At 65.6% G+C, this 25,252-nt stretch carries 22 protein-coding genes and 4 tRNA genes; 22 read left to right on the forward strand and 4 right to left on the reverse strand.

Translation table 11 applies throughout. The annotated features are described in order from the left end of the window. The first annotated feature begins 11 nt into the window (after nt 1–11). The 15 genes from ABX298_RS18235 to ABX298_RS18305 all read left to right on the forward strand — a co-directional run bounded on the left by ABX298_RS18235 (nt 12) and on the right by ABX298_RS18305 (nt 13,864). Entirely contained in the window at nt 12–2,735 is a 2,724-nt protein-coding gene (locus ABX298_RS18235; RefSeq protein WP_367393436.1) for a FimV/HubP family polar landmark protein, read from the forward strand. A gap of 214 nt (nt 2,736–2,949) precedes the next feature. After that, the gene (gene truA / locus ABX298_RS18240) at nt 2,950–3,804 is read left to right on the forward strand and encodes a tRNA pseudouridine(38-40) synthase TruA (RefSeq protein ID WP_015269436.1); all 855 of its coding nucleotides are present in this window, start codon (nt 2,950–2,952) and stop codon (nt 3,802–3,804) included. Between the two features lie 61 nt (nt 3,805–3,865). After that, on the forward strand, nt 3,866–4,486 hold the full coding sequence (locus ABX298_RS18245) for a phosphoribosylanthranilate isomerase (RefSeq protein ID WP_367393437.1): 621 nt from the start codon (nt 3,866–3,868) through the stop codon (nt 4,484–4,486). Nucleotides 4,487–4,708: 222 nt separating this feature from the next. Further along, the gene (gene accD, locus ABX298_RS18250; protein WP_025338243.1) at nt 4,709–5,602 is read left to right on the forward strand and encodes an acetyl-CoA carboxylase, carboxyltransferase subunit beta; all 894 of its coding nucleotides are present in this window, start codon (nt 4,709–4,711) and stop codon (nt 5,600–5,602) included. Beyond that, nucleotides 5,602–6,909: a bifunctional tetrahydrofolate synthase/dihydrofolate synthase gene (gene folC / locus ABX298_RS18255; RefSeq protein ID WP_367393438.1), complete on the forward strand. Its 1,308-nt coding sequence runs from the start codon at nt 5,602–5,604 to the stop codon at nt 6,907–6,909. The genes accD and folC overlap by 1 nt, the downstream gene beginning before the upstream one ends. After that, nucleotides 6,893–7,564 carry an SPOR domain-containing protein gene (locus tag ABX298_RS18260; RefSeq protein WP_075044160.1) on the forward strand — a complete coding sequence of 224 codons (672 nt, stop codon included), beginning with the start codon at nt 6,893–6,895 and terminating at the stop codon, nt 7,562–7,564. Before folC ends, ABX298_RS18260 begins: the two co-directional genes overlap by 17 nt. A 284-nt stretch (nt 7,565–7,848) precedes the next feature. Beyond that, entirely contained in the window at nt 7,849–8,406 is a 558-nt protein-coding gene (locus ABX298_RS18265) for a CvpA family protein (RefSeq protein ID WP_013971612.1), read from the forward strand. A gap of 42 nt (nt 8,407–8,448) precedes the next feature. Continuing rightward, entirely contained in the window at nt 8,449–9,954 is a 1,506-nt protein-coding gene (purF, locus tag ABX298_RS18270; RefSeq protein WP_025338246.1) for an amidophosphoribosyltransferase, read from the forward strand. A 16-nt stretch (nt 9,955–9,970) separates the two neighbouring features. Next, a complete protein-coding gene (locus tag ABX298_RS18275; RefSeq protein WP_025338247.1) occupies nt 9,971–11,182 on the forward strand; it encodes an O-succinylhomoserine sulfhydrylase in 1,212 nt (403 codons plus the stop codon). Continuing rightward, a complete protein-coding gene (locus ABX298_RS18280) occupies nt 11,179–11,952 on the forward strand; it encodes an SDR family oxidoreductase (RefSeq protein ID WP_367393439.1) in 774 nt (257 codons plus the stop codon). Before ABX298_RS18275 ends, ABX298_RS18280 begins: the two co-directional genes overlap by 4 nt. A 258-nt stretch (nt 11,953–12,210) precedes the next feature. Next, a tRNA-Val gene (locus tag ABX298_RS18285) sits at nt 12,211–12,286 on the forward strand. Nucleotides 12,287–12,352: 66 nt separating this feature from the next. Next, a tRNA-Asp gene (locus tag ABX298_RS18290) sits at nt 12,353–12,429 on the forward strand. Between the two features lie 99 nt (nt 12,430–12,528). Further along, a tRNA-Asp gene (locus ABX298_RS18295) sits at nt 12,529–12,605 on the forward strand. Between the two features lie 141 nt (nt 12,606–12,746). Further along, nucleotides 12,747–12,823: transfer RNA gene (locus tag ABX298_RS18300), tRNA-Asp, on the forward strand. A 201-nt stretch (nt 12,824–13,024) separates the two neighbouring features. Further along, nucleotides 13,025–13,864, forward strand: coding sequence for a DUF2242 domain-containing protein (locus ABX298_RS18305; RefSeq protein WP_084785086.1), 840 nt, complete (start codon nt 13,025–13,027; stop codon nt 13,862–13,864). Nucleotides 13,865–14,213: 349 nt separating this feature from the next. Here the strand turns inward: ABX298_RS18305 and ABX298_RS18310 are convergent, their stop codons facing one another. Both ABX298_RS18310 and ABX298_RS18315 read right to left on the reverse strand, forming a co-directional pair. Continuing rightward, nucleotides 14,214–15,254: an AraC family transcriptional regulator gene (locus tag ABX298_RS18310; RefSeq protein ID WP_085589229.1), complete on the reverse strand. Its 1,041-nt coding sequence runs from the start codon at nt 15,252–15,254 to the stop codon at nt 14,214–14,216. 4 nt (nt 15,255–15,258) lie between these two features. Beyond that, a complete protein-coding gene (locus ABX298_RS18315) occupies nt 15,259–16,377 on the reverse strand; it encodes a nitrilase-related carbon-nitrogen hydrolase (protein ID WP_367393440.1) in 1,119 nt (372 codons plus the stop codon). A 191-nt stretch (nt 16,378–16,568) separates the two neighbouring features. Here ABX298_RS18315 and ABX298_RS18320 point away from each other — a divergent pair, with 191 nt between their 5' ends. Both ABX298_RS18320 and ABX298_RS18325 read left to right on the forward strand, forming a co-directional pair. Further along, the gene (locus ABX298_RS18320) at nt 16,569–18,605 is read left to right on the forward strand and encodes an FAD-dependent oxidoreductase (protein WP_367393441.1); all 2,037 of its coding nucleotides are present in this window, start codon (nt 16,569–16,571) and stop codon (nt 18,603–18,605) included. A gap of 135 nt (nt 18,606–18,740) precedes the next feature. Beyond that, nucleotides 18,741–19,631 carry a 1-aminocyclopropane-1-carboxylate deaminase/D-cysteine desulfhydrase gene (locus tag ABX298_RS18325; RefSeq protein ID WP_367393442.1) on the forward strand — a complete coding sequence of 297 codons (891 nt, stop codon included), beginning with the start codon at nt 18,741–18,743 and terminating at the stop codon, nt 19,629–19,631. On the opposite strand, the gene ABX298_RS18330 is transcribed toward ABX298_RS18325, so the two are convergent. Together ABX298_RS18330 and ABX298_RS18335 are read right to left on the reverse strand one after the other, a co-directional pair. Further along, entirely contained in the window at nt 19,622–20,167 is a 546-nt protein-coding gene (locus ABX298_RS18330) for a cytochrome b (RefSeq protein ID WP_025338253.1), read from the reverse strand. The genes ABX298_RS18325 and ABX298_RS18330 overlap by 10 nt on opposite strands. A gap of 224 nt (nt 20,168–20,391) precedes the next feature. Beyond that, nucleotides 20,392–21,324 (reverse strand): DUF1853 family protein, encoded by a 933-nt coding sequence (locus ABX298_RS18335; protein WP_367393443.1) that lies wholly within the window; start codon nt 21,322–21,324, stop codon nt 20,392–20,394. 88 nt (nt 21,325–21,412) lie between these two features. Here ABX298_RS18335 and ABX298_RS18340 point away from each other — a divergent pair, with 88 nt between their 5' ends. The 5 genes from ABX298_RS18340 to ABX298_RS18360 are packed head-to-tail and all read left to right on the forward strand — an operon-like array spanning nt 21,413 to nt 25,250. Continuing rightward, a complete protein-coding gene (locus ABX298_RS18340) occupies nt 21,413–22,303 on the forward strand; it encodes an NAD(+) kinase (RefSeq protein ID WP_025338255.1) in 891 nt (296 codons plus the stop codon). Beyond that, nucleotides 22,303–23,274: a metallophosphoesterase gene (locus ABX298_RS18345; RefSeq protein ID WP_075044167.1), complete on the forward strand. Its 972-nt coding sequence runs from the start codon at nt 22,303–22,305 to the stop codon at nt 23,272–23,274. Before ABX298_RS18340 ends, ABX298_RS18345 begins: the two co-directional genes overlap by 1 nt. Further along, nucleotides 23,271–24,149, forward strand: a complete 879-nt coding sequence (locus ABX298_RS18350) for a rhomboid family intramembrane serine protease (protein WP_286101326.1) — start codon at nt 23,271–23,273, stop codon at nt 24,147–24,149. The genes ABX298_RS18345 and ABX298_RS18350 overlap by 4 nt, the downstream gene beginning before the upstream one ends. Before the next feature lie 13 nt (nt 24,150–24,162). Next, nucleotides 24,163–24,423 carry a YeaC family protein gene (locus ABX298_RS18355; RefSeq protein ID WP_075044169.1) on the forward strand — a complete coding sequence of 87 codons (261 nt, stop codon included), beginning with the start codon at nt 24,163–24,165 and terminating at the stop codon, nt 24,421–24,423. Next, nucleotides 24,420–25,250, forward strand: coding sequence for a DUF2797 domain-containing protein (locus ABX298_RS18360; protein ID WP_075044170.1), 831 nt, complete (start codon nt 24,420–24,422; stop codon nt 25,248–25,250). The genes ABX298_RS18355 and ABX298_RS18360 overlap by 4 nt, the downstream gene beginning before the upstream one ends. Nucleotides 25,251–25,252: the final 2 nt, after the last annotated feature.

Below are 25,252 nucleotides of genomic sequence, written 5' to 3' on the forward strand. Positions count from 1 at the left end.
GGGAAGAGGTCATGCTTCGAATTCGCAAACTGGTTCTGGCCATGGCTGCAGCATCGGCGCTGTCGTCGGGCATGGCGAATGCCCTGGGCCTGGGGGAGCTGACCCTCAAGTCGGCACAGAACCAGCCCCTGGATGCCGAGATCGAGCTGCTCGACGTGCGCGACCTCACCGCCGCCGAAGTGGCGCCGAGCCTGGCGCCGCCGGAAGAGTTCAGCAAGGCCGGGGTGGCGCTGCCGACGTACCTCGAAGACCTCACCTTCACGCCGGTGATCAACCCCAACGGCAAGAGCGTGCTGCGGGTTACCTCCAGCCAGCCGCTGCCTGAACCGGTGGTAAAGTTCCTGGTCCAGGTGATGTGGCCGCAAGGCCGCCTGCTGCGTGACTACAGCGTGCTGCTCGACCAGGCCAAGGCCCAGGGCGACAAGCCGGCGGCAGGCAATGTCGCGCCAGCGGTGACCGCTGCCGGCAGCTACACCACCCAACGCCGCGACACCTTGTGGCAGATTGCCGCGCGCAACACCCAGGGTGGTTCGATCCAGCAGACCATGATCGCGATCCAGGCGCTGAACCCGGACGCCTTCATCGGCAACAACATCAACCAGCTGAAGGTTGGCCAGGTGCTGCGCCTGCCCGACCAGCAGCAGATCCAGAATATCGCGCAGGGTGAGGCGACCGCTGAGGTGGCCGAGCAGTATGCCGCCTGGCGTGAAGGCCGCCGCCTGGGCCCGCGTGCCCGCCAGCTGGACGCCACCCGTCGCGGTGCCGCCGAGGCAGCGCCGGCGCGTATCGCCCAGGGCGACAACCTGCGCCTGGTCAGCCCGGGCAACCAGGCCGGTGCCGACCAGGCCAAGGCCCTCAACGACAAGCTGGCGGTGGCCCAGGAAAGCCTGGACACCAGCCGTCGCGACAACGAAGAGCTCAAGAGCCGCATGGCCGACCTGCAGAGCCAGCTGGACAAGCTGCAGCGTCTGATCGAGCTGAAGAACAACCAGCTGGCCCGCCTTGAAGCCCAGGGTGCGGCGGCGCCGGCCCAGCCGGTCGCCAAGCCTGCACCTGCCGCCGTCGATACCGCACCCAAGCCGGTGCCCGCCGCCGAGGCCGCACCTGCCGGCCAGCCTGGCAGCCTGGTTGACGAAATCATGGGCAACCCGCTGCTGCTTGGGCTGATTGCCGGTAGTGCCTTCCTCGTACTGCTGCTTCTGCTGTTGCTGCTGGCGCGCAAGCGCAAGGCCCAGCAGGAGGCTGAAAAGCACCTGCGCATGGCGCGGGCGCTGGAAGAAGAGCAGGGCGCAGGCTTCGACAGCGATAGCGCAAGCTTCGATGGCGTCGAGGTCTCGGCCCCGAGCGTGACCCTGTCGCCGGCCGTGGTCGCTGCTTCGGCTGCCGCCGCCACCGCCGCGGAAAAAACATCGGCACCCGCAGTGGAAGCGCAACCTGAACCGCAAGCCGACCCCCACGCAGCGCTGCTGGCGGAGGTCGAGCAATGCGTGGCCGAAGGCCGCCTGAACCGCGCTGCCGACCTGCTGGAGCCTGCCGTGGCCGCCGCGCCGCAGCGTGACGACCTGCGCCTGAAACTGATGGATGTGTACGCCCGCCAGGGTGACCAGAGCGCGTTCGTCGAGCAGGAGCGCAAGCTGCCGGCCAGCGAGCCGAACAGTGCAGCCGTTGCCGGGTTGAAGGAGCGCTACCCGGCCATGCTCGGCCTGGCCGCTGCCGGCCTGGGCGCGGCGGCCCTGGCTGCCGAGATGGACGAGCAGTACGTGCAGGAGCTGCTGCAGGATCAGCCTGAAACGCCAGTGGTTGCCGAGGTGGCACCCGAGGAAGAGTCGGCGTTCGAGCCAGAGGTGGCGGTTGAACCAGAGGCCGTTGCCCAGGTGGAACCTGAGGCAGTGCTCGAGCCCGAAGTTGATCTGGATGCTGAGCTGGATGCCTTCGATGAAGTGCCGACCCTCGATGCGCCGGGCCTGGACGAGCAGGACCTGGACAGTGCCTTCGACCTGAGCCTGGGTGACGACCTGCCCGAGCAAGACCCGCTGGCGGCGCCGCTGCTGGACGAATCGGTGGCCCAGCAACCTGTCGTCGACGAGCCGGTACTGGATGAACCGATGCTGGAAACGGCTCAGCCGGAAGACGAGCCGTTTGCCGTGGACGCCGAGCTGCAGGCCGACGCCGACGCCGAGTTCGAGGCCATGCTGGCCCAGGCCGAGCCACAGCCCGCTGTGGACCTGTCCGATTTCGATCTCGACATCAGCGAGCCGGTTGCCCCGGCCGCCCCGGCAGCGGTGGATGAAGCCCCGGTGGATGTCGCCGCCGAGTTGGCTGCCTTCGACAGCGAGCCAGCGTTCGACCCGCTTTCCGAGTTCGACCTGCCGTCCGACTTCGATCTTTCGCTGTCGCTGGAAGACGATTCGCCGGCAGCCAAGAGCTTTGCCTCGGAGCTGAACGACGTCAACGCCGAACTGGACAAGCTGTCGCAGAGCCTCGAATCGCCGTCGCTGGAGCCGCACTTCACCAGCGAGGACGCGGCTGCCCAGCCAGAGCCCGAGCCACTGGACGACCTGGACTTCGACTTCTTCTCTGGTAGCGACGAAGTGGCCACCAAACTTGACCTGGCCCGCGCCTATATCGACATGGGCGACAACCAGGGCGCGCGCGACATCCTCGATGAAGTGGTCAAGGATGGCGACGACAGCCAGCGTCAGGAAGCCGAGGACATGCTCTCCCGGCTGGTCTGATGCAAGCAGGGCCGGCCTCTTCGCGGGTAAACCCGCTCCCACAGGTTCATCACAGGTCCGAATTCTGTGCGGGCCCTGTGGGAGCGGGTTTATCGAGGCGTCGAACCGCCGCGAAGAGGCCCTGAAAGGCAGTGCATATTCAACGGCAGCCCTACACGGCTGCCGTTGTCGTTATAATCCCCGCCATTCCGTACACCCCACAGGTTTCATGCTCTTGGACATCATCGACACCGCCGCCGCCGAGTCCGCGGCCGAAGGCTACTCCCGCATCGCCCTGGGCGTGGAATACAAAGGCGCGCGCTATCGTGGCTGGCAGCGCCAGGCCAGTGGCGTGCCCAGTGTCCAGCAGGCCTTGGAGCAGGCCCTGTCCAAGGTGGCCAACGAGCCGATCTCGGTAATCTGCGCCGGGCGCACCGACGCCGGCGTGCATGGCTGCGGGCAGATCGTGCACTTCGACACCCGCGCCGTGCGCGACGAACGCGCCTGGACCATGGGCACCAACTTCAACCTGCCCCATGACATCAGCGTGGTCTGGTCGCGGCCGATGCCGGCCGACTTCCATGCCCGCTTCAAGGCCTGCGCCCGGCGTTACCGCTACGTCATCTACAACGACCCGATCCGCCCGGCGCACCTGGCCGAAGAAGTCACCTGGAACCACCGCCCGCTGGATGTCGAACGCATGGCCGAAGCCGCGCAGTACCTGCTCGGCACCCATGACTTCAGTGCCTTCCGCGCCAGCCAGTGCCAGGCCAAGTCGCCGATCAAGCACATCTACCACCTGCGTGTCACCCGCCATGGCCAGATGATCGTGCTGGATGTGCGTGCCACGGCCTTCCTGCACCACATGGTGCGTAACATTGCCGGTGTACTGATGACCATTGGTGCCGGAGAACGCCCGGTCACCTGGGCGCGTGAGGTGCTGGAGGGGCGCAACCGCCGCGAAGGCGGGGTCACGGCGCACCCGTACGGGCTCTACCTGGTGCAGGTGGAGTACCCCGAGGAATACGCGCTGCCCAAGCGTTACATCGGCCCACACTTTTTGACCGGCTACGAGGCATTGGCAGACTGACGGGCGAAAAGTCATTTGCTAACATCCGGCCTTTCACCGTAACAAGCAGGGTTCGCTGTCCATGAGCAATGTTCGCAGCAAGATCTGCGGGATTACCCGCATCGAAGACGCACTGGCCGCTGCCGAAGCGGGCGCCGATGCCATCGGCCTCGTCTTCTATGCGAAGAGCCCGCGCGCCGTGGACGTGCGCCAGGCGCGGGCGATCATCGCCGAGCTGCCACCGTTCGTGACCACGGTCGGGCTGTTCGTCAACGCTTCGCGCTGCGAGCTGAACGAGATCCTCGAAGTGGTTCCGCTGGACCTGCTACAGTTCCACGGCGATGAAACCCCGCAGGACTGCGAAGGCTACCACCGCCCCTGGATCAAGGCCCTGCGCGTGCGCCCGGGCGACGACCTGGAGGCGGCCTGCCAGCTTTACGCCGGTGCCCGCGGCATTCTGCTGGACACCTATGTGCCAGGCGTACCCGGAGGCACCGGTGAAGCGTTCGACTGGTCGCTGGTGCCGGCGCGCCTGAGCAAGCCGATCATCCTGGCGGGCGGGTTGTCTGCCGACAATGTCGGCCAGGCCATCGCCCAGGTGCGGCCGTACGCGGTGGATGTCAGTGGCTGCGTGGAACAAGCCAAGGGCATCAAGGACGCGGCGAAGATCGAGGCATTCATGCGTGCGGTGAAACAGGCGTGATGGCAGATGTGACGGCTGGCTGCGCGCCATCGTCCATAGCTTTCGCAGCCCTGCGGGGCAGCCGCCTGCGCCTGTGGCGGCAAGACAACACATTAGCGGTGGGGTGGCGCGCTGGAAGTCCCGGCGGCCGGTCCATCATCGTTTCATAAAAGATTTTGAGCTCAAGGGCAGGGCAGGGCCGGCGACACCGGCCCACGCCTGCCAATACTGGAGAAAGAAAGCATGAGCAACTGGTTAGTCGACAAACTGATCCCTTCGATCATGCGTTCCGAGGTGAAGAAGAGCTCGGTGCCTGAAGGCCTGTGGCACAAGTGCCCGGCCTGCGAGGCCGTGCTGTATCGTCCGGAGCTGGAAAAGACCCTGGATGTCTGCCCCAAGTGCAACCACCACATGCGCATCGGCGCACGTGCGCGCATCGACATCTTCCTCGACGCCGATGGCCGTGCCGAACTGGGCGCCGACCTGGAGCCGGTCGACCGCCTGAAGTTCCGTGATGGCAAGAAGTACAAGGACCGCCTGACCGGCGCGCAGAAGCAGACCGGCGAGAAGGACGCCCTGATCTCCATGAGCGGCACCCTGATGGGCATGCCGATCGTGGTCAGCGCCTTCGAGTTCTCGTTCATGGGCGGTTCCATGGGTGCCATCGTCGGCGAGCGCTTCGTGCGCGCGGCCAACTATGCCCTGGAGCACCGCTGCCCGATGGTCTGCTTCTCCGCTTCGGGCGGTGCACGCATGCAGGAAGCGCTGATCTCGCTGATGCAGATGGCCAAGACCTCGGCCGTGCTGGCGCGCCTGCGCGAAGAAGGCATCCCGTTCATCTCGGTACTGACCGACCCTGTGTACGGTGGTGTTTCCGCCAGCCTGGCCATGCTCGGTGACGTGATCGTCGGCGAGCCAAAGGCACTGATCGGCTTCGCCGGCCCGCGCGTGATCGAGCAGACCGTGCGCGAGAAGCTGCCGGAAGGCTTCCAGCGCAGCGAGTTCCTGCTGGAGCACGGCGCCATCGACCTGATCATCTCCCGTGGCGAACTGCGCCCGCGTCTGGCCCGCCTGCTGGCGCAGATGACCGGCCAGGAAACCCCGGAGCAAGCGCGTGAGGCGGCTGCCGTCGCGTGATGAAACAACGATCCCTGGGCGAATGGCTCGCCTACCTCGAGCAGTTGCACCCCTCGGCCATCGACATGGGCCTGGAGCGGTCGCAGAAGGTGCTTGCCCGGCTGGCGCTGGGCAAGCTGGCGCCGCGCGTGGTGACGGTGACCGGCACCAACGGCAAGGGCTCGACCTGCGCCTTCGTGGCCTCGCTGCTGCGTGCCCAGGGGCTCAAGGTCGGCGTGTACAGCTCGCCGCACCTGTTGCGTTACAACGAGCGGGTGCTGATCGATGGCCAAGAGGCCAGCGATGAGGCTCTGTGCGAAGCCTTCGCCGCCGTCGAGGCGGCGCGAGGCGATATTTCCCTGACCTACTTCGAGATGGGCACCCTGGCCGCGTTCTGGTTGTTCTACCAGTCGCAGCTGGATGCCGTGGTACTGGAAGTGGGCCTTGGTGGTCGCCTGGACACCGTGAACGTGGTGGATGCCGACCTGGCCCTGGTGACCAGCATCGGCGTCGACCATGTCGATTACCTGGGTGATACCCGCGAGCTGGTGGCCTTCGAGAAGGCCGGCATCTTCCGTCAGGGCAAGCCGGCACTGTGCGGTGACCTGGATCCGCCCCAGCCGCTGCTGGACAAGGCCGCCGAACTGGCTGCGCCGCTGTTCCTGCGTGGTCGTGACTTCGACCTGGCCAGTGTCGATGGCAGCTGGAACTGGCGGGGTACTGCGGCTGATGGTGCGCAGGTAGAGCTGCGTGGCCTGCCTTTGCTCGACCTGCCCATGGAAAACGCCACGCTGGCCCTGCAGGCCTACCTGCTGATGGGCCTGCCCTGGGACGCCGGGCAGATTCGCCAGGTGCTGCTGGATACCCGCATCACGGGTCGCCTCGACCGTCGCCTGCTGAGCTGGCAGGGCAAGCAGGTGGAGCTGTTGCTGGACGTCGGGCACAACCCGCACGCCGCGGAGTACCTGGCCCGGCGCCTGGCGGCCCGGCCGCTGAAGGGGCGCCGCCTGGCGGTGTTCGGCCTGCTCGCCGACAAGGACCTGGACGGTGTTGTCGCGCCGCTGCAGGGGCTGGTCGACGACTGGGCAGTGGCGCCACTGGATACCCCGCGCAGCCGCCCGGCTGCGGAGCTGGCCACGGCCTTGACGAACGTCGGCGCCGCGGTGAAGTCTTATGCCAGCGTCGATGCTGCCCTTGAAGGGCAATGCGCGCAGGCAACGGCGGATGACCAGATCTTGCTGTTCGGTTCGTTTTTCTGTGTTGCCCAGGCACTGGAATGGCTGGAGCGGCACGCCCAGGAGGGTGGAGTAGATGGCAGTGCTGGATAAAGGGATGAAACAGCGCATGGTGGGTGCGTTGGTGCTGGTGGCGCTGGCGGTGATTTTCCTGCCGATGCTGTTCACCCGCGAGGACGAGATGCGTCAGGTGCGCGTCGAGGCCCCGCAGGCGCCGGCCATGCCAAGCCTGCCGGAAGTGAAGGTGGAGCCGGTCGCCGTGCCGGAGCCGCAGGCCATTGCGCAAGAGCCGCAACAGCCACCGGTGGTGGTGGACGAGTCCACCGCGCCGGCGAGCGCGCCCAGCCAGCCGATTACACCGTCACCGCAGACCCAGCCTCAGGCGCAGGTGCAGTCCCAGCCCCAGCCCCAGCCCGCCAAGCCGCAGGCGCCCGTGGCCAAGGTCGAGCCTCAGCCGGCAGCCAAGCCGGCCGCGCCGGCGGCGCCATCGAAGATCGACGTCAATGGCCTGCCGGTCAGCTGGTCGATCCAGTTGGCCAGCCTGTCCAACCGTGCCGGGGCCGAAAAGCTGCAGCAAACCTTGCGTAGCCAGGGTTACAACGCCTATATCCGCTCGGCGGGTGGCATGAACCGGGTGTACGTGGGGCCGCTGATCGAGCGGGCCGAGGCCGAGCGCGTGCGCGACGCCATCAACCGCCAGAACAGCCTCAAGGGCTTCGTGGTGCGCTTCCAGCCTGAGCGCAGCTGATAACCCGGGGCGGCTTTGCCGCTCATTCGCGGGTTCTGTATAGGTCTTGCAGCGGCGCGGTCCATGTGGGAGCGGCCTTGTGTCGCGAAAGGGCCGCGAAGCGGCCCCAGGATCTCAACGACACAGCCAGAATCGCCGGGGCCGCTTTGCGGCCCTTTCGCGACACAAGGCCGCTCCCACAATGATCGCGTAAGCCCGGGTAGCGCTAATCACCTGACATTCCGCTTACTCCCAGCCCGCCGCTCTGTTAAAATGCGCCGCCTCAAACGTCTGCAGGCAGCACCGTGGCATTTACCTTGGTTGATTGGGCGATCATCGCGATCATCGCCGTCTCCACACTGATCAGTCTCAAGCGCGGCTTCGTCAAGGAAGCCTTGTCCTTGCTCATCTGGATCATTGCCGGTGCGGTTGCCTGGATGTTCGGCGGTTCGCTCTCGGTGTATCTTGAAAGCTACATCCAGACGCCGTCGATGCGCGTCATCGCCGGCTGCGCCATTCTTTTCGTCGCCACCTTGCTGGTGGGGGCCATGATCAACTTCCTCATCGGCGAGCTGATCCGCGTGACCGGGCTGTCCGGTACCGATCGTTTCCTGGGCATGGCCTTCGGCGCCGCGCGCGGGGCCTTGCTGGTGGTGGTGGCCATCGGGCTGATCAGCCTGGGGCCGGTTCAACAGGACACCTGGTGGCAGGAATCACGCCTGATACCACAATTTCTCTTGGTCGCCGACTGGTCGAAAAACCTGATCCTGGGTTTTACCGGCCAGTGGACACCCAGTGGGCTGATCGGCACTCCAGCTGATCTTCCGTTCAAGGAACAGTTGCTCGGGCCGGCAAAGCCCTGAGCGCTATTCACTCAAGTTTCGTCAAAGTAGGGGTTGCGTCGCATGTGTGGCATCGTCGGTATCGTCGGTAAGTCGAACGTCAATCAGGCGCTGTATGACGCGCTTACGGTCCTCCAGCACCGCGGCCAGGACGCTGCCGGTATCGTGACCAGCCATGACGGCCGGTTGTTCCTGCGCAAGGATAATGGCCTGGTGCGCGACGTGTTCCAGCAGCGCCACATGCAGCGCCTGGTCGGCAACATCGGCATCGGCCACGTGCGCTACCCGACTGCGGGCAGCTCGACCTCGGCCGAGGCCCAGCCGTTCTACGTCAACTCGCCATACGGCATCACCCTGGCACACAACGGCAACCTGACCAACGTCGAGCAGCTGGCCAAGGAGATCTACGAGTCCGACCTGCGCCACGTCAACACCAACTCCGACTCGGAAGTACTGCTGAACGTGTTCGCCCATGAGCTGGCGGTGCGTGGCAAGCTGCAGCCGACCGAAGAAGACGTGTTCGCCGCGGTTTCCCACGTGCACAGCCGCTGCGTCGGCGGTTACGCCGTGGTGGCGATGATCACTGGCTACGGCATCGTCGGCTTCCGTGACCCCAACGGCATCCGCCCGGTGGTGTTCGGCCAGCGTCACACCGACGAAGGCGTGGAATACATGATCGCCTCGGAAAGCGTGGCCCTGGACGTGCTCGGCTTCACCCTGATCCGCGACCTGGCGCCGGGCGAAGCGGTATACATCACTGAAGAAGGCCAGCTGTACACCAAGCAGTGCGCCGAAGCACCGAAGCTGCAACCGTGCATCTTCGAGCATGTCTACCTGGCCCGCCCGGACTCGATCATGGATGGCGTGTCGGTGTACAAGGCCCGTCTGCGCATGGGTGAAAAACTGGCCGACAAGATCATGCGCGAGCGCCCCGAGCACGACATCGACGTGGTCATCCCGATCCCGGACACCAGCCGCACCGCGGCCCTGGAACTGGCCAACCGCCTGGGCGTCAAGTTCCGCGAAGGTTTCGTCAAGAACCGCTACATCGGCCGTACCTTCATCATGCCCGGCCAGGCCGCGCGCAAGAAATCGGTACGCCAGAAGCTCAATGCCATCGAGCTGGAGTTCCGCGGCAAGAACGTGATGCTGGTGGACGACTCGATCGTGCGCGGCACCACCTGCAAGCAGATCATCCAGATGGCCCGCGAAGCCGGTGCCAAGAACGTTTACTTCTGCTCCGCAGCCCCTGCGGTGCGCTACCCCAACGTCTACGGCATCGACATGCCGAGTGTCCACGAACTGATCGCCCACAACCGTACCACCGAACAAGTGGCCGAGTTGATTGGCGCCGACTGGCTGGTCTACCAGGACCTGCCGGACCTGATCGACTCGGTCGGTGGCGGCAAGATCAAGATCGACCACTTCGATTGCGCGGTATTCAACGGTGAGTACGTCACTGGCGATATCGACGAAGCCTACCTCGACCGTATCGAGCAGGCTCGTAACGACCTGGCCAAGGTCAAGAACCAGGCGGTCAGCGCGATCATCGACCTCTACAACAACTGATTTCGGGAGCGACGGCATGACGGATCAATGGGATGCCGGACGACTGGACAGTGACCTCGAGGGTGTCGGTTTCGACACCCTGGCGGTGCGCGCCGGTCAAAACCGTACACCGGAGGCCGAGCACAGCGAAGCGCTGTTCCTGACCTCCAGCTATGTGTTCCGCACGGCTGCCGATGCCGCCGCGCGCTTTGCCGGCGAAACGCCGGGCAACGTCTATTCGCGCTACACCAACCCGTCTGTGCGTGCCTTCGAGGAGCGCCTGGCGGCCATGGAAGGCGCCGAGCAGGCCGTGGGCACCTCCACCGGCATGGCAGCGATCCTCGCCGTGGTGATGTCGCTGTGCAGTGCCGGTGACCATGTGCTGGTATCGCAGAGCGTGTTCGGCTCGACCATCAGCCTGTTCGAGAAGTACTTCAAGCGCTTTGGCGTGCAGGTGGACTACGTGCCACTGGTCGACCTCGCCGGCTGGGAAAAGGCCATCAAGGCCAATACCAAGCTGCTGATCGTCGAGTCGCCGTCCAATCCGCTGGCCGAGCTGGTCGATATCACCGCCCTCAGCGAAATCGCCCATGCCCACGGTGCCATGCTGGTGGTGGACAACTGCTTCAGCACCCCGGCGCTGCAGCAGCCGCTGAAGCTGGGTGCCGACATCGTGTTCCACTCGGCCACCAAGTTCATCGACGGCCAGGGCCGCTGCATGGGTGGCGTGGTTGCCGGCCGTGCCGAGCAGATGAAAGAAGTGGTGGGCTTCCTCCGTACCGCAGGCCCCACCCTCAGCCCGTTCAACGCCTGGATCTTCACCAAGGGCCTGGAAACCCTGCGCCTGCGCATGCGTGCGCACTGCGAAAGCGCCCAGGTACTGGCCGAGTGGCTGGAGCAGCAGGAGGGCGTGGAGAAGGTGCATTACGCCGGCCTGCCGAGCCACCCGCAGCACGAACTGGCCAAGCGCCAGATGAGTGGCTTCGGTGCGGTGGTCAGCTTCGAGGTCAAGGGTGGCAAAGAGGGCGCCTGGCGCTTCATCGACGCTACCCGGGTGATTTCCATCACCACCAACCTGGGTGACAGCAAGACCACCATCGCCCACCCGGCCACCACCTCCCACGGTCGTCTGACGCCGCAGGAACGTGAAGCCGCCGGCATCCGCGACAGCCTGATCCGCGTTGCCGTGGGCCTGGAAGATGTGGCCGACCTGCAGGCCGACCTGGCGCGTGGGTTGGCCGCGCTGTGATCGAAATCCGCGGCGGTACGACCGGCCATAACGGCCGGGTAGCCCTGGTGACCGGTGCCGCGCGCGGCATCGGCCTGGGCATTGCCGCCTGGTTGATCTGCGAAGGCTGGCAGGTGGTGCTCAGCGACCTTGACCGCCAGCGCGGCGCCAAGGTGGCCAAGGCCCTGGGTGACAATGCCTGGTTCATTACCATGGACGTTGCCGACGAGGCCCAGGTCAGCGCCGGGGTGTCCGAGGTGCTGGGGCAGTTTGGCCGCCTGGACGCGCTGGTGTGCAATGCGGCCATCGCCAATCCGCACAACCAGACCCTCGAAAGCCTGAGCCTGGCGCAGTGGAACCGGGTGCTGGCGGTCAACCTCAACGGCCCGATGTTGCTGGCCAAGCATTGTGCGCCGTACCTGCGTGCGCACAACGGGGCGATCGTCAACCTCACCTCCACCCGGGCGCGGCAGTCCGAGCCCGATACCGAGGCCTACGCGGCGAGCAAGGGCGGCCTGGTGGCCTTGACCCATGCCCTGGCCATGAGCCTGGGCCCGGAGATCCGCGTCAATGCGGTGAGCCCGGGCTGGATCGATGCCCGTGACCCGTCGCAGCGCCGTGCCGAGCCGTTGACCGAGGCGGACCATGCCCAGCACCCGACGGGCAGGGTAGGGACGGTAGAGGACGTGGCGGCCATGGTTGCCTGGCTGTTGTCTCGGCAAGCGGCGTTCGTCACCGGCCAGGAGTTCGTGGTCGATGGCGGCATGACCCGCAAGATGATCTACACCTGAGCCTTTTGCATATCCTGTACCGGCCTTTTCGCGGGCACGCCCGCTCCCACAGGTATTTCGCACATGTCAGCATCTGTGGAGAACCTGTGGGAGCGGGCGTGCCCGCGAAGAGGCCAGTACAGGCTATCGACAGCCGCAGACAGATAAACCGCTTTTTGCGCTTTTCTGAAAAAAATTCAATGGGGCTATTGACTTAGCTTCGCCACCTGCGTAAATTTCGCGGCCTCAGCGAAGCAAACGCAACAAGCAACATCGCGAGGGTGATTAGCTCAGCCGGGAGAGCATCTGCCTTACAAGCAGAGGGTCGGCGGTTCGATCCCGTCATCACCCACCACTTCCTGAGATGTTCCTGGTGCTTCGGGTTTCGCAAGAAGCCGATAGCCAGAGAGGAACGCACTGCGCAGCGGTAGTTCAGTCGGTTAGAATACCGGCCTGTCACGCCGGGGGTCGCGGGTTCGAGTCCCGTCCGCTGCGCCATTTTTAAGTAACAGATGGGTGCCTGGCACCGGTCTGAAGCCACAAGGCAAGCGCCTTGGGCTGATCCCAGTTTCAATCGGGCGAAAGCCTGAACGATACGCAGCGGTAGTTCAGTCGGTTAGAATACCGGCCTGTCACGCCGGGGGTCGCGGGTTCGAGTCCCGTCCGCTGCGCCATCTTCGTTTCAAGGTCCCTTGAACACCTTGAAGCAAACACAAGAGAAGCGATCACGTTATCGCTTTTTTTGTGCCTGCCCTGAGGCCATCGCGCCGGAAGGGTAGACCCAGGTTTCAATCGGGCGCAAGCCTGAATGATACGCAGCGGTAGTTCAGTCGGTTAGAATACCGGCCTGTCACGCCGGGGGTCGCGGGTTCGAGTCCCGTCCGCTGCGCCATCTTCGCCTCGAGGCCCCTTGAACGCCTCGAAGCCACGAGAAAGCGACCTTCGGGTCGCTTTTTTCGTTTTTACGCCTGGCAATTGCCGCCCCCTGACCCAGATTTACACGAACCTGACAGACTCTTCACCGATCAGCGGTTCCTGTGCCTGCCTGCTGTGTTGCACAATAGGCACCTTCTCGACTTACCCGGAATTCGCAATGACCAGATCATCCGTCTTTGGTGCGCTCGGGCTGGCCCTGGTGCTGGCGGGCGTGACCGGTTGTTCCTCGAAAAAAGCCGCCGTCTACGAGCACGAGAACTTCGATGACTCGGGCACCTTCTCGCGCAGCTTCCCGGTGAGCGATGCCGGCTCCTGCGAGGCCGCCCGGCGCGCCTTGCTCAGCCAGGGCTACATCATCACCAGCAGCGGCGCCAACCAGGTGGTGGGCAACAAGAGCTTCCAGCAGAACAGCGAGAACCACCTGCAGATCAGCTTCAACGTCACCTGTGCGCCGGATGTGAGCGACGAGCAGCGTTCGACCATGTTCGCCAACGCCCTGCAGGACCGCTACGCCCTGAAAAAGTCCAACACCTCCGCCAGTCTGGGCGTTGGTGTACTGGGGTCGGTGTCGATGCCGATCGGCTCCAGCGACGACTCGATGGTCAAGGTGGCCAGCGAGACGGTGACGGCGGCGCAATTCTATGACCGCTATTTCGCCCTGGTGGAGAGCTACCTGCCAAAGCCCAAGCCTAAACAGGAGAGCAAGGCCAAGGTCGAGGAGCCCGCGCCGAAGGTCGAAGCGCCCGCGGCTGCCCTGGGGCTGCCGGAGCAGGCCGCGGCGGCGCCGGTGGCACCGGCCCCGGTGGCGGCGCCTTTGGTTGAGGCGGCGCCAGCCCCGGCCCCTGTTGCCCCGGCCAGCGAGGCGGTAGCCGCGCCGGTGGTGGATGACAGCCAAGGCTCGCAACCGGTGGCCCCGCCGGCGGAGGCGGCACCGATCGAGGTGCAGCAGGAAGCCCAGCCTGCCGAGGCCGCCGAGACCGCTTCCCCCGCCCTTTGATAGCTTGCCTGTACCGGCCTCTTCGCGGGTAAACCCGCTCCCACAGGTACTGCGCAGTTCTCAACATCTGCGCAGTACCTGTGGGAGCGGGTTTACCCGCGAAGAGGCCGGTGCAGGCAGTCCATCCCCTGTTACAGACGCACCGCGATAACTTCCTGAACACCTGCTACGTTTACCACTCATAAGCTTGTCATCATTCCTTCACTCCACCTGCTTAGGTTGAAGGCGACACCAATTAAGATCATGAGATGAGAGGACGCAGGGCTATGGACGAATACCAGGAAGAACTTCTCGAATTCCAGGCTTATGAACTGGACACCCCGGAACCGGCTGACGACGCTACCGAGCTCTAGCCCGCCCGCCGCTGGCTGCGGCGAAACTCCCCCGGTGTAAGGCCCGTCCAGCGCTTGAAGGCGCGCTGGAAGGCCTCGGCCGACGCAAACCCCAGCAGATAGGCAATCTCGCCAAAGGCCAGCTCCGTATCGCGGATGTAGGTTTCGGCCAGGTCGCGCCGTGTTTCGCTGAGCAGGTCGCGAAAGCGCGTGCCTTCCTCGGCCAGTTTGCGGCGTAACGTCCAGGTCGGCAGTTGCAGGTGCAGCGCCACTTCTTCCAGGTCTGGTTCACGGCCACCATTGAGCAACGGGCCCAGCAGGTGGGTAATGCGCTCACCCAGGCTGCGCACCCGCGTACGCTGCAGCATTTCCGCCTCGCACAGCTGCAGCAGGTGCTGCCAGGTGCTCGGGCAGTGCCTGGGGTTGGCCAGCTGCAGCGTGGCGCGGCTCAGGCGCAGCTGGTTGCCGTCGGCCGCGAACTGCACGGGCGCGCTGCACAGCGGCTGGTAGCGCGCGGCATAGGCGGGTGCGGCAAACTCGATGTCCATATGTTCGGCCTGCACCGCCGTACCGGCCAGGTCGGCAAGCTGGGCGAGCCAGCCGGCGAGTAGCGAATCGACCACGAAACGGTTGTAGGCGTTGTAGGGGCTGATGGAGTAGAAGCGTAGCCAGGCGCCCTGAGCATCTTCCTGAAAACTGGAGTGGCCGCGGTAGTTGGCGGCGTACAGCGGCTCGAAGCGCAACAGGGTGCGTGCCGCCTCGCCCAGGTTCGGTGCCTGGGCAGCGGTGACCCCGGCCAGGCCGGCATGCGCCAGGCGGCTCAGGCGCCCCATGTGCAGGCCCAGCGCGGCCTCGCCGCACAATTCGATGGCGGCGTGCCCCAGGTGCATGTAGCGCGGGATCGACAAGCGCGCACCAGCTTCGCTCAGGCGCGCCGCATCCAGGCCATAGCGGCGCAGCAGCGGCTCGGGGTCGTGGCCCAGTTCGCGCAGGGCCTCGGTCAGCGGCTGGACAAAACCAACCGACAGGTCGCCCAGGCGCACGCGGGGGCGGGCCATGGGCTTACAACCACAGGTTCAGCAAGCGGGCGCCAGGGCTGGGGGTGCCCGCCAGCAATTCACCCGCCTGGTGGGCAAAGCCCTGGCCGTCGCTGCCTTGTTCCCAGAACTGCCCACGCATGAACACGCTCATGCTGCTGACGCCGGCCCCGGCCGCTTCGGTCAGGCGCTGCCAGGCCGCCTGTTCGCTGACTTCGCCGCGCTGCAAGGCCAGCCCGGCGCTGGCATCCTGGTGGCGATTGCCGCGCCAGGGCGCTTGCCAGCTGCCCTTGCCGCTGAGGAATACCGGGTTGGCGATCAGTTGTACCGCCTGTCGTGCCAGTTGCTGGTGGTTTTCCGGGTACCAGCTGTCACTGCCCACCAGCACGCCCAGGCGCCCCGCAGGGGTTTGCAATACTTGCAGCGGGTGCTGGCGGCCATCGTGTACATAGCGGCGCATTTCGCTGTCGGGGAACTGCTGGCGTTGCGGTTGGCCCAGCAGCGAGCCGTCACCGGCGAACACCACGCTGCTGTTGAACAGCGGGCCGCTGCCGGCATGCAGCACGCCCTGTTTCACGTAGGGGGCGGGCAACACGATGGAGCCTGCCACCAGGGTGACGTTGAACTCCTTGGCCAGGCCGCCGAACAGTTGCTGGTAGTCCGCAGCCATCTGCTCGGCTTTCATGCGCAGGTGCGCGTCGGCGCGCCAGTCGTCCCCGTCGGCACGGAGCATGGCCAGGCCATAGCGCAGCGGGTTGCTCAGTTCCAGCCATTGCAGGGCTTCGCTGCTTTGCGTGACCTGGTACAGCTCGTTCTTTTCGCCGCGTGCCCACAGCCAGGTACCGATGTGCTCTGGCAGCACCACCACCGTACGCGGGCCGACAAGCCCTTGGGTACGTGCCTGCTCCAGGTAGGCCGCGAGCTTGCGGTGCAGGCGTTGCAGGTTCTGGTAGTCGCCCGGGTAGAGCAGCGGTTCGACGCCGAGCAAATTGCCGTGCTCGCCCGGCACGCCGTGGTTCAGTGCCAGTTCGATGCGCAGGTCGGACAGGTAGTGGCCTTCCGGGCGCTGCTGGGTCCAGAAACCGTAGCCGCAGAGGGCGGCGATCATCACCAGCGCCAGGGCGCTTGCCAGGAGTTTTCGCATGAAGCAGGACAGCGCCTTGGAAACGAGAGTTTCCTAGGGTAGTCGTGCTGTGCGCGAGGATCAATAACTTGTCAGTTTCGATCATTGAGCCCGTTCAAACGGCTGTTTAATGTCGCAGGCAGACAAACGACGGGGCCCGCCAGCCGGTGCGGCACCCGCATTCCGTGATCACGCCACCTGGGGACCTTTCCATGGCCGCCGACCGCTACCCGCACCTGCTCGCCCCGCTGGACCTGGGCTTCACCACCTTGCGCAACCGCACCCTGATGGGCTCGATGCACACCGGCCTCGAAGAGCGCCCGGGCGGCTTCGAGCGCATGGCGGCGTACTTTGCCGAGCGCGCCCGCGGTGGCGTCGGCCTGATGGTCACCGGCGGCATCGCGCCCAACGATGAGGGTGGGGTGTATTCCGGGGCGGCCAAGCTCAGCACCGAGGAAGAGGCCGACAAGCACCGCATCGTCACCGAGGCGGTACACGCTGCCGGCGGCAAGATCTGCCTGCAGATCCTGCATGCCGGGCGCTACGCCTACAGCCCGCGCCAGGTGGCGCCCAGCGCGATCCAGGCGCCAATCAACCCGTTCAAGCCCAAGGAACTGGACGAGGCGGGTATCGAGAAGCAGATCGCCGACTTCGTCAATTGCGCGGTGCTGGCCCAGCGCGCCGGTTACGACGGCGTCGAGATCATGGGTTCGGAAGGCTACTTCATCAACCAGTTCCTCGCCGCCCACACCAACCACCGCACCGACCGCTGGGGTGGCAGCTATGAAAACCGCATGCGCCTGGCGGTGGAAATCGTCAGCCGGGTGCGCGGTGCGGTCGGGCCGAACTTCATCATCATCTTCCGCCTGTCGATGCTCGACCTCATCGAGGGCGGCAGCACCTGGGACGAAATCGAGCTGCTGGCCAAGGCCATCGAGCAGGCCGGCGCGACCTTGATCAATACCGGCATCGGCTGGCACGAAGCGCGTATCCCGACCATTGCCACCAAGGTGCCGCGTGCGGCATTCAGCAAGGTCACCGCCAAGCTGCGTGGCGTGGTGAACATTCCGCTGATCACCACCAACCGCATCAATACTCCGGAAGTGGCCGAGGCGGTGCTGGCCGAGGGCGATGCCGACATGGTCTCGATGGCACGGCCGTTCCTGGCCGACCCGGACTTCGTCAACAAGGCCGCTGCCGGCCGCGGCGACGAGATCAATACCTGCATCGGCTGCAACCAGGCCTGCCTGGACCATACCTTCGGCGGCAAGCTGACCAGTTGCCTGGTCAACCCGCGTGCCTGCCACGAGACCGAGCTCAACTACCTGCCCGTGCGCAACGTGAAGCGCATTGCCGTGGTCGGCGCTGGCCCGGCCGGCCTGGCGGCAGCCACGGTGGCGGCCGAGCGCGGCCACGCGGTAACCCTGTTCGATGGCGCCAGCGAGATCGGCGGGCAGTTCAATGTGGCCAAGCGGGTGCCGGGGAAAGAAGAGTTCCATGAAACCCTGCGTTACTTCCGCAACAAGGTCAAAAGCACGGGCGTGGACCTGCGCCTGAATACCCGGGTCGATGTGCAGGCCCTGGTGGGCGGTGGCTACGACGAGATCATCCTGGCCACCGGCATCGCCCCGCGCACGCCGGCCATCCCCGGTGTCGAGCATGCCAAGGTGCTCAGCTACCTGGACGTGCTGCTCGAGCGCAAGCCGGTGGGCAAGGCTGTCGCGGTGATTGGTGCGGGTGGCATCGGTTTCGACGTTTCCGAGTACCTGGTGCACCAGGGCGTGGCTACCAGCCAGGACCGTGAGGCGTTCTGGAGGGAGTGGGGCATCGACACCCATCTGCAGGCACGCGGTGGCGTGGCCGGGATCAAGGCCGAGCCGCATGCCCCGGCGCGGCAGGTGTACCTGTTGCAGCGCAAGAAATCCAAGGTGGGTGACGGCCTGGGCAAGACCACCGGCTGGATTCACCGTACCGGGTTGAAGAACAAGCGGGTGCAGATGCTCAACAGCGTCGAGTACCTGGGTATCGACGATGCCGGCCTGCATATTCGCGTGGCCGATGGCGAGCCGCAGGTGCTGGCGGTGGACAACGTGGTGATCTGTGCCGGGCAGGAGCCGCTGCGCGAGCTGCAGGACGGGCTGGTGGCGGCGGGGCAGTCGGTGCACCTGATCGGTGGGGCCGATGTGGCGGCCGAGCTGGATGCCAAGCGGGCGATCAATCAAGGTTCGAGATTGGCGGCTGAGCTCTGAGATCGCCGGGGCCGCTTTGCGGCCCATCGCGGGCTTGCCCGCTCCCACAGGGATAGCGCACTCCTGACTGTGGGAGCTGGCAAGCCCGCGAAGGGCTGCAAGGCAGCCCCGGGATATCACTGGTAAACTCGCACGATGCACTTTGACCTGCCCCAAGCCCCCCTCCAGCCCCTGAACCTGCCTTGGCTGACAACAGCGCAGGTCAAAGCCGCCATCCTGCGCCTGGACCTGATCGACCCGCTGATCAGCGGCAACAAATGGTTCAAACTACGCCACCACCTGCAACAGGCCAGCGCCAGCAACGCCCCGGGCCTGATCAGCCTCGGCGGCAACCATTCCAACCACCTGCACGCCCTGGCCGCTGCCGGCAAGCGCTTCGGCTTCGCCACCGCCGGCCTGCTGCGTGGCCACGCCCAGGACACGCCAACCGTGCGTGACCTGCAGGCGCTGGGCATGGAACTGCACTGGCTGGGCTATGGCGGCTATCGCGCACGAAACCAAGCGGGTTTCTGGCAGCCTTGGCAAGCGCGCTACCCGGGTTGGCACTGCATCCCCGAAGGGGGCGGCGGGCTGGCTGGTGCACAGGGCTGCGTGCTGATCATGCAGCAGGCGCGCGCGCAGATCGCGGCACTGGGCTGGTCGGGCTACGACGTCTGGTGGCTGGCTGCCGGAACGGGGACTACCCTGGCCGGCCTGGTAATGGCCGAGGCGGGCGCACATGTGGTGCATGGCGCATTGGCGGTACCCAGGGACCATGGTGTGCCGGAGGCGGTAGCGACACTGGCCGGCGCGCATGGCTACCAGCTGCACGACGCCTGCCGTGGCGGTTTCGGCAAATTCGACGCTGAGCTGCTGGCGTTCATCGCCGATTGCGAGCGGCACACCGGCGTGCCGCTCGAAGCCCTCTACACCGGCAAGGCCCTGCTGGCCCTGCGTGAGCAGGTCGAGGCCGGGCTGTTCGCGCCCGGCACCCGCCTGATCGTGGTGCACACCGGCGGCCTGCAGGGCCGGCGCGGTTACTTGTAGGGCAGCATGCGCAGCAGCGTGTTGTCGCGCTGCACATAGTGGTGATACAGCCCAGCCACAGCGTGCAGGCCGATCAGCCAGTAGCCCCAGCTGCCGATGCGTTCATGCCAGCCTTTGATGAACTTGGCCTGGTCCGGGTTCGGGCCGATCAGGTGCGGCAGCTCCAGGCCGAAGAACGGCACTGGTTTGTCCGCGGCGCTGAGGATCAGCCAGCCGGCCAGTGGCAGGATGATCATCAGCAGGTACAACGCCAGGTGCATCAGGTGCGCGAGGCCGGTCTGCCAGGCCGCAGGTTTGGGCACGATGGGTGGAGTCGGGCGGCTCAGGCGGATGGCCAGGCGCAACCAGACCAGCACGAACACACTGAGCCCGAGCATGAAGTGCAGGTCCTTCATCAGGTTGCGTTCGACGCTGTCCTTGGGGAACAGGCCACGCAGTTCGATTAGGGCATAGACAGCGGCCAGCAGCACCAGCATCAGCCAGTGCAGGGCGATGGACAGGCGCGCGTAATGGGTCGCGGGGGTGGATGAAACCATGATCGGTCCTCGTCATCAGGTCGGAATGGCGCTCTTGCCGGCGCTCAGGAAGTACTGTAATGGCTACGGGGGAACAAATCTTTGCGCCAGGTCTGTGAAAATTGTGTTGTCTGCACCGGCCTCTTCGCGGGCTTGCCCGCTCCCACAGGCATAGCGCAGAGCCAGAGACCTGTGCAGTACTTGTGGGAGCGGGTTTACCCGCGAAGGGGCCAGCCCAGACAACATCAGACATCGGGCAGATGCGGCCAATCATCAGCCACCAGAAACACCCGTTCAGCCTCCTGCCAGGCGCCATCAGCCTCTTGCTCCAACCTCACCAGCAACTGCGCCGGAGCCTGCCGCTCCAGCACGTGCAGCCACGCCGCAAACTGCTCCACCGCCCAGCACTCCTGCGCCTCGACCCGCGCCGGCGCCAGCCAGGCATGCCGTTGCAGCGGCTGCCATCGCTCACCTTCGCCCATGACCCAGTCCCTCCGCCGCAGCCAGCGCCCGCGCAAGTGCTGCGGGTTGGCGCCCTGTGGTGGCTGCGCATGCCCAGGCCACGGGTAGAACAGATAGCCACCCAGCCACACATGCGCCTGCACCTGCTCCACCCCCAGCCGGGCCAGCACCTCGCGGCTGTGCGCCCCCGCTGACATGGGCAGCTGGTGCCGCGCCAGGTGCGCCAGTTTGCTTCCCAGTCGGTCATGGCAGCCCGGCCCCAGCCAGGCGGCGGGGTCGTGCCCGGAATGCTCCGGGCCAAGGTACAGCTTGATGGCCAGTTCCAGGTGGTGCACACCATCGCGGTCGCGCAGCACCACATCCAGCTCGCCCAGGGTGCGCCCGCCTTCGCGAATCGCCAGGTTGGCCGCCAGCAGTTCGATGCCCGGGGCCTGGCCCAGGGCGAATTGCCACAGCCGTTCGTAGTAGTGCCCCAGGCGCCGGCTGCCCAGCTGCGCCAGCCAGTCGCGCAATGGGCGGTCATCGTCATCCAGCGCCCGCAGCCAGTCTGCCAGGCGCTGTGGCTGGTCCGCCCACAGGCTGCCCGCCAGCGGATGGCGCTGGGGGCAGGGCGGGGCGCTGAGCAACGGGGGCGACAGCAGGGCCCAGGCCAGGTCGCGCACGTTGGGGCGGCGTAGCTGCCGGGGCAGGTCGTGGAGCAGGGCGAATGGCATCATCCTGCGAGCATAGCCGGTTTGCCGCTACCCGGTGGTTTCGCCCATAATCGCGGCATAGTCACCCGCCGCAGAGCCTCGCAGGAGCCCCATGGAGCAATTTCGCAATATCGGTATCATCGGCCGCCTTGGCAGCTCGCAGGTGCTCGACACCATTCGCCGACTGAAAAAATTCCTCCTCGAGCGCCACCTGCACGTGATCCTCGAGGACACCATCGCCGAAGTGCTGCCCGGCCATGGCCTGCAAACCTCCACCCGCAAGCTGCTGGGCGAGGTCTGTGACCTGGTCATCGTGGTCGGCGGCGACGGCAGCCTGCTGGGCGCCGCCCGCGCCCTGGCCCGGCACAACATTCCGGTGCTGGGCATCAACCGTGGCAACCTGGGCTTCCTTACCGACATCCGCCCCGACGAGCTGGAAGAGAAGGTCGCTGAAGTGCTCGACGGCCACTACCTGGTGGAAAACCGCTTCCTGCTGCAGGCCGAGGTACGCCGCCACAACGAAGCCATCGGCCAGGGTGATGCGCTGAACGACGTGGTGCTGCACCCGGGCAAGTCCACGCGCATGATCGAGTTCGAGATCTACATCGATGGCCAGTTCGTCTGCAGCCAGAAGGCCGACGGCCTGATCGTCGCCACCCCCACCGGCTCCACCGCCTACGCGCTGTCGGCCGGCGGCCCGATCATGCACCCCAAGCTCGACGCCATCGTCATCGTGCCAATGTACCCGCACACTCTGTCGGGTCGGCCGATCGTGGTCGATGGCAACAGCGAGCTGAAGATCGTGGTGTCCAAGGACCTGCAGATCTACCCGCAGGTATCCTGTGACGGCCAGAACCACTTCACCTGCGCCCCCGGCGACACCATCACGGTGAGCAAGAAACCGCAGAAGCTGCGCCTGATCCACCCGCTGGACCACAATTACTACGAGGTCTGCCGCACCAAGCTAGGCTGGGGTAGCCGCCTGGGAAGCAGGGACGACTGATGCTCGATCCGGCGCGTAGTTTCGACATCATCGGTGACGTGCACGGTTGTGCGCTGACCCTTGAACGCCTGCTCGACGCCCTCGGTTACAAGCGTGTGGCAGGTGTATGGCGCCACCCGCGGCGCCAGGCGCTGTTCCTTGGCGACATCGTCGACCGCGGGCCACGCATTCGCGAGGCGCTGCACATCGTCCACGACATGGTCGAGGCCGGTCAGGCGTTCTGCATCATGGGCAACCACGAGTACAACGCGCTGGGCTGGGTTACCCCGGCACTGCCTGGCAGCGGCAAGGCCTTCGTGCGCGAGCATACGCCGCGCCACGCCCGGTTGATCGACGAAACCCTGACCCAGTTTGCCCACCACCCCGCTGACTGGCACGACTTCGTCAACTGGTTTTACGAATTGCCGCTGTTCGTCGACGCCGGGCGCTTCCGCCTGGTGCATGCCTGCTGGGACCCGCGGCTGATCGAGCCGCTGCGCCAGCAGTACCCCGACGGGCGTATCGACGAGCACTTCATCCAAGCCTCGGCGGTGAGCGGCAGCTTTGCCGCCACCGTGTGCAACCGCCTGCTGCGCGGCACCGACATGCGCCTGCCGGACGGCCTGACCCTCACCGGTGGCGACGGCCTGACCCGTGCCTTCTTCCGTACCAAGTTCTGGGAAGAAGATCCGCAAACCTACGGCGACATCGTGTTCCAGCCAGACGCCCTGCCCGCGGAAGTGGCCAGCACCCCGCTCAGTCACAGCCAGAAGAACGCCTTGCTGCGCTATGCCGAAGACGAGCCCATGCTGTTCGTCGGCCATTACTGGCGTAGCGGCCGCCCGGCGCCGATCCGCGCCAACCTGGCCTGCCTGGACTACAGCGCCGTGCTCTACGGCAAGCTGGCCGCCTACCGGCTGGATGATGAAACCCGCATCGACCCGCACAAGTTCGTCTGGGTCGATGTCGACCGCCCACAGGCCAACCAATGAACATTATCGAAGTGATGCGCCTGCCGCTGTCGGTCGACCTCAGCGGCTTCGTTCACCTGCTGCAGCGCCTGCAGGTGCCGCACCGGGTCAGCGAGGAGGGCGATGCCCAGGTGCTCTGGGCCCCCGACACCCTGGCCGCAGACGTCCGCGAACTCTACCAGCGCTACCCCGACGGCAACGCCGACCTGCCAGCCACCACCGATCCTGTGGGAGCGGGCGAGCCCGCGAAAGGGCCCTCCCTGGCGGAACAGGCCCGCGCCTGCAAGATCACCACCCTGACCCTGCTGCTGTGCTTCATCGTCGCCGGCCTCACCGGCCTGGGCGACAACTTCACCACCATCAGCTGGTTCACCTTCCTCGATTTCCGCGTCCAGGGCGACTACCTGTACTTCAGCCCGCTGGCGCAAGGCCTGGACGAAGGCCAGTGGTGGCGCCTGGTATCGCCCATGCTGCTGCATTTCGGCGTGCTGCACCTGGCCATGAACAGCCTGTGGTACTGGGAACTGGGCAAACGCATCGAATTGCGCCAGGGCCCGTGGGCGCTACTGGGCCTGACCCTGCTGTTCAGCCTGGTGTCCAACCTGGCCCAGCACTACAGCAGCGGGCCGAGCCTGTTCGGCGGCCTTTCCGGCGTGCTGTACGGCCTGCTCGGGCACATCTGGCTGTACCAGTGGCTGGCACCCGACCGTTACTTCAACCTGCCCAAGGGCGTGCTGGTGATGATGCTGATCTGGCTGGTGGTGTGCCTGAGCGGCGTGATCGACACCCTGGGCCTTGGCCAGATCGCCAACGCCGCCCACGTCGGCGGGCTGCTCATCGGATGCCTGACCGGGCTCTTGGGTGGGGCGCTGGCCCGGCGTAAACTGTCGGCTTGAATCAGGAGACACTATGTCCACTTTCGCGCAAATGATTGAAAACATCACCCCGGAAATCTACGAGAGCCTGAAACTGGCCGTGGAAATCGGCAAATGGTCGGATGGCCGCAAGCTCACTGTCGAGCAGAAAGAGCTGTCGCTGCAGGCGGTAATCGCCTGGGAGATGAAAAACCTGCCCGAAGACCAGCGTACCGGCTACATGGGCCCGCAGGAATGCGCCTCGAAGTCCGCGCCGATTGCCAACATTCTGTTCAAGTCGGACTCGGTACATTGATCGAACTCGCTCGTGGCTCGTTGAGCAAGATGGCGGTAAGCCTGCAGGCGCCAGTGGTGCAGTACAGCTTCCGTCTGGATGACACGCAGGTGCCGGTCAACCCGCTGATCGGCCAGCGCCTGCGCCTTGAATACCTCGGCGCCATTCACTGCAGCCATTGTGGCAAGCGCACCAAGACCAGCTTCAGCCAGGGTTACTGCTACCCGTGCATGACCAAACTGGCCCAGTGCGACGTGTGCATCATGGCCCCGGAAAAGTGCCACTACGACGCTGGCACCTGCCGCGAACCGTCGTGGGGCGAACAGTTCTGCATGACCGACCATGTGGTCTACCTGGCCAACTCGTCGGGGATCAAGGTCGGTATCACCCGCGCCACCCAGCTGCCCACCCGCTGGCTCGACCAGGGCGCCAGCCAGGCCCTGCCGATCGTGCGCGTGGCCACCCGCCAGCAGTCCGGCCTGGTCGAAGACTTGCTGCGCAGCCAGGTGCCGGACCGCACCAACTGGCGCGCCCTGCTCAAGGGCGATGCCGAGGAGCTCGACCTGGTCGCCATTCGTGAACAGGTCTTCGACGCCTGTGCCGATGGCCTGCGCGAGCTGCAGGGGCGCTTCGGCCTGCAGGCGATCCAGCCGCTGGCCGACGCCGAAGTGGTGCAGATGAAGTACCCGGTCGAGGCCTACCCATCGAAGATCGTCAGCTTCAACCTCGACAAGGACCCGGTAGTGGAAGGCACGCTGCTGGGCATCAAGGGCCAGTACCTGATCTTCGACACCGGTGTGATCAATATTCGCAAGTACACGGCCTACCAGTTGGCCGTGCTCCAGTAAAA

Source organism: Pseudomonas sp. X4, assembly GCF_040784925.1.
GTDB lineage: Bacteria > Pseudomonadota > Gammaproteobacteria > Pseudomonadales > Pseudomonadaceae > Aquipseudomonas > Aquipseudomonas putida_Z.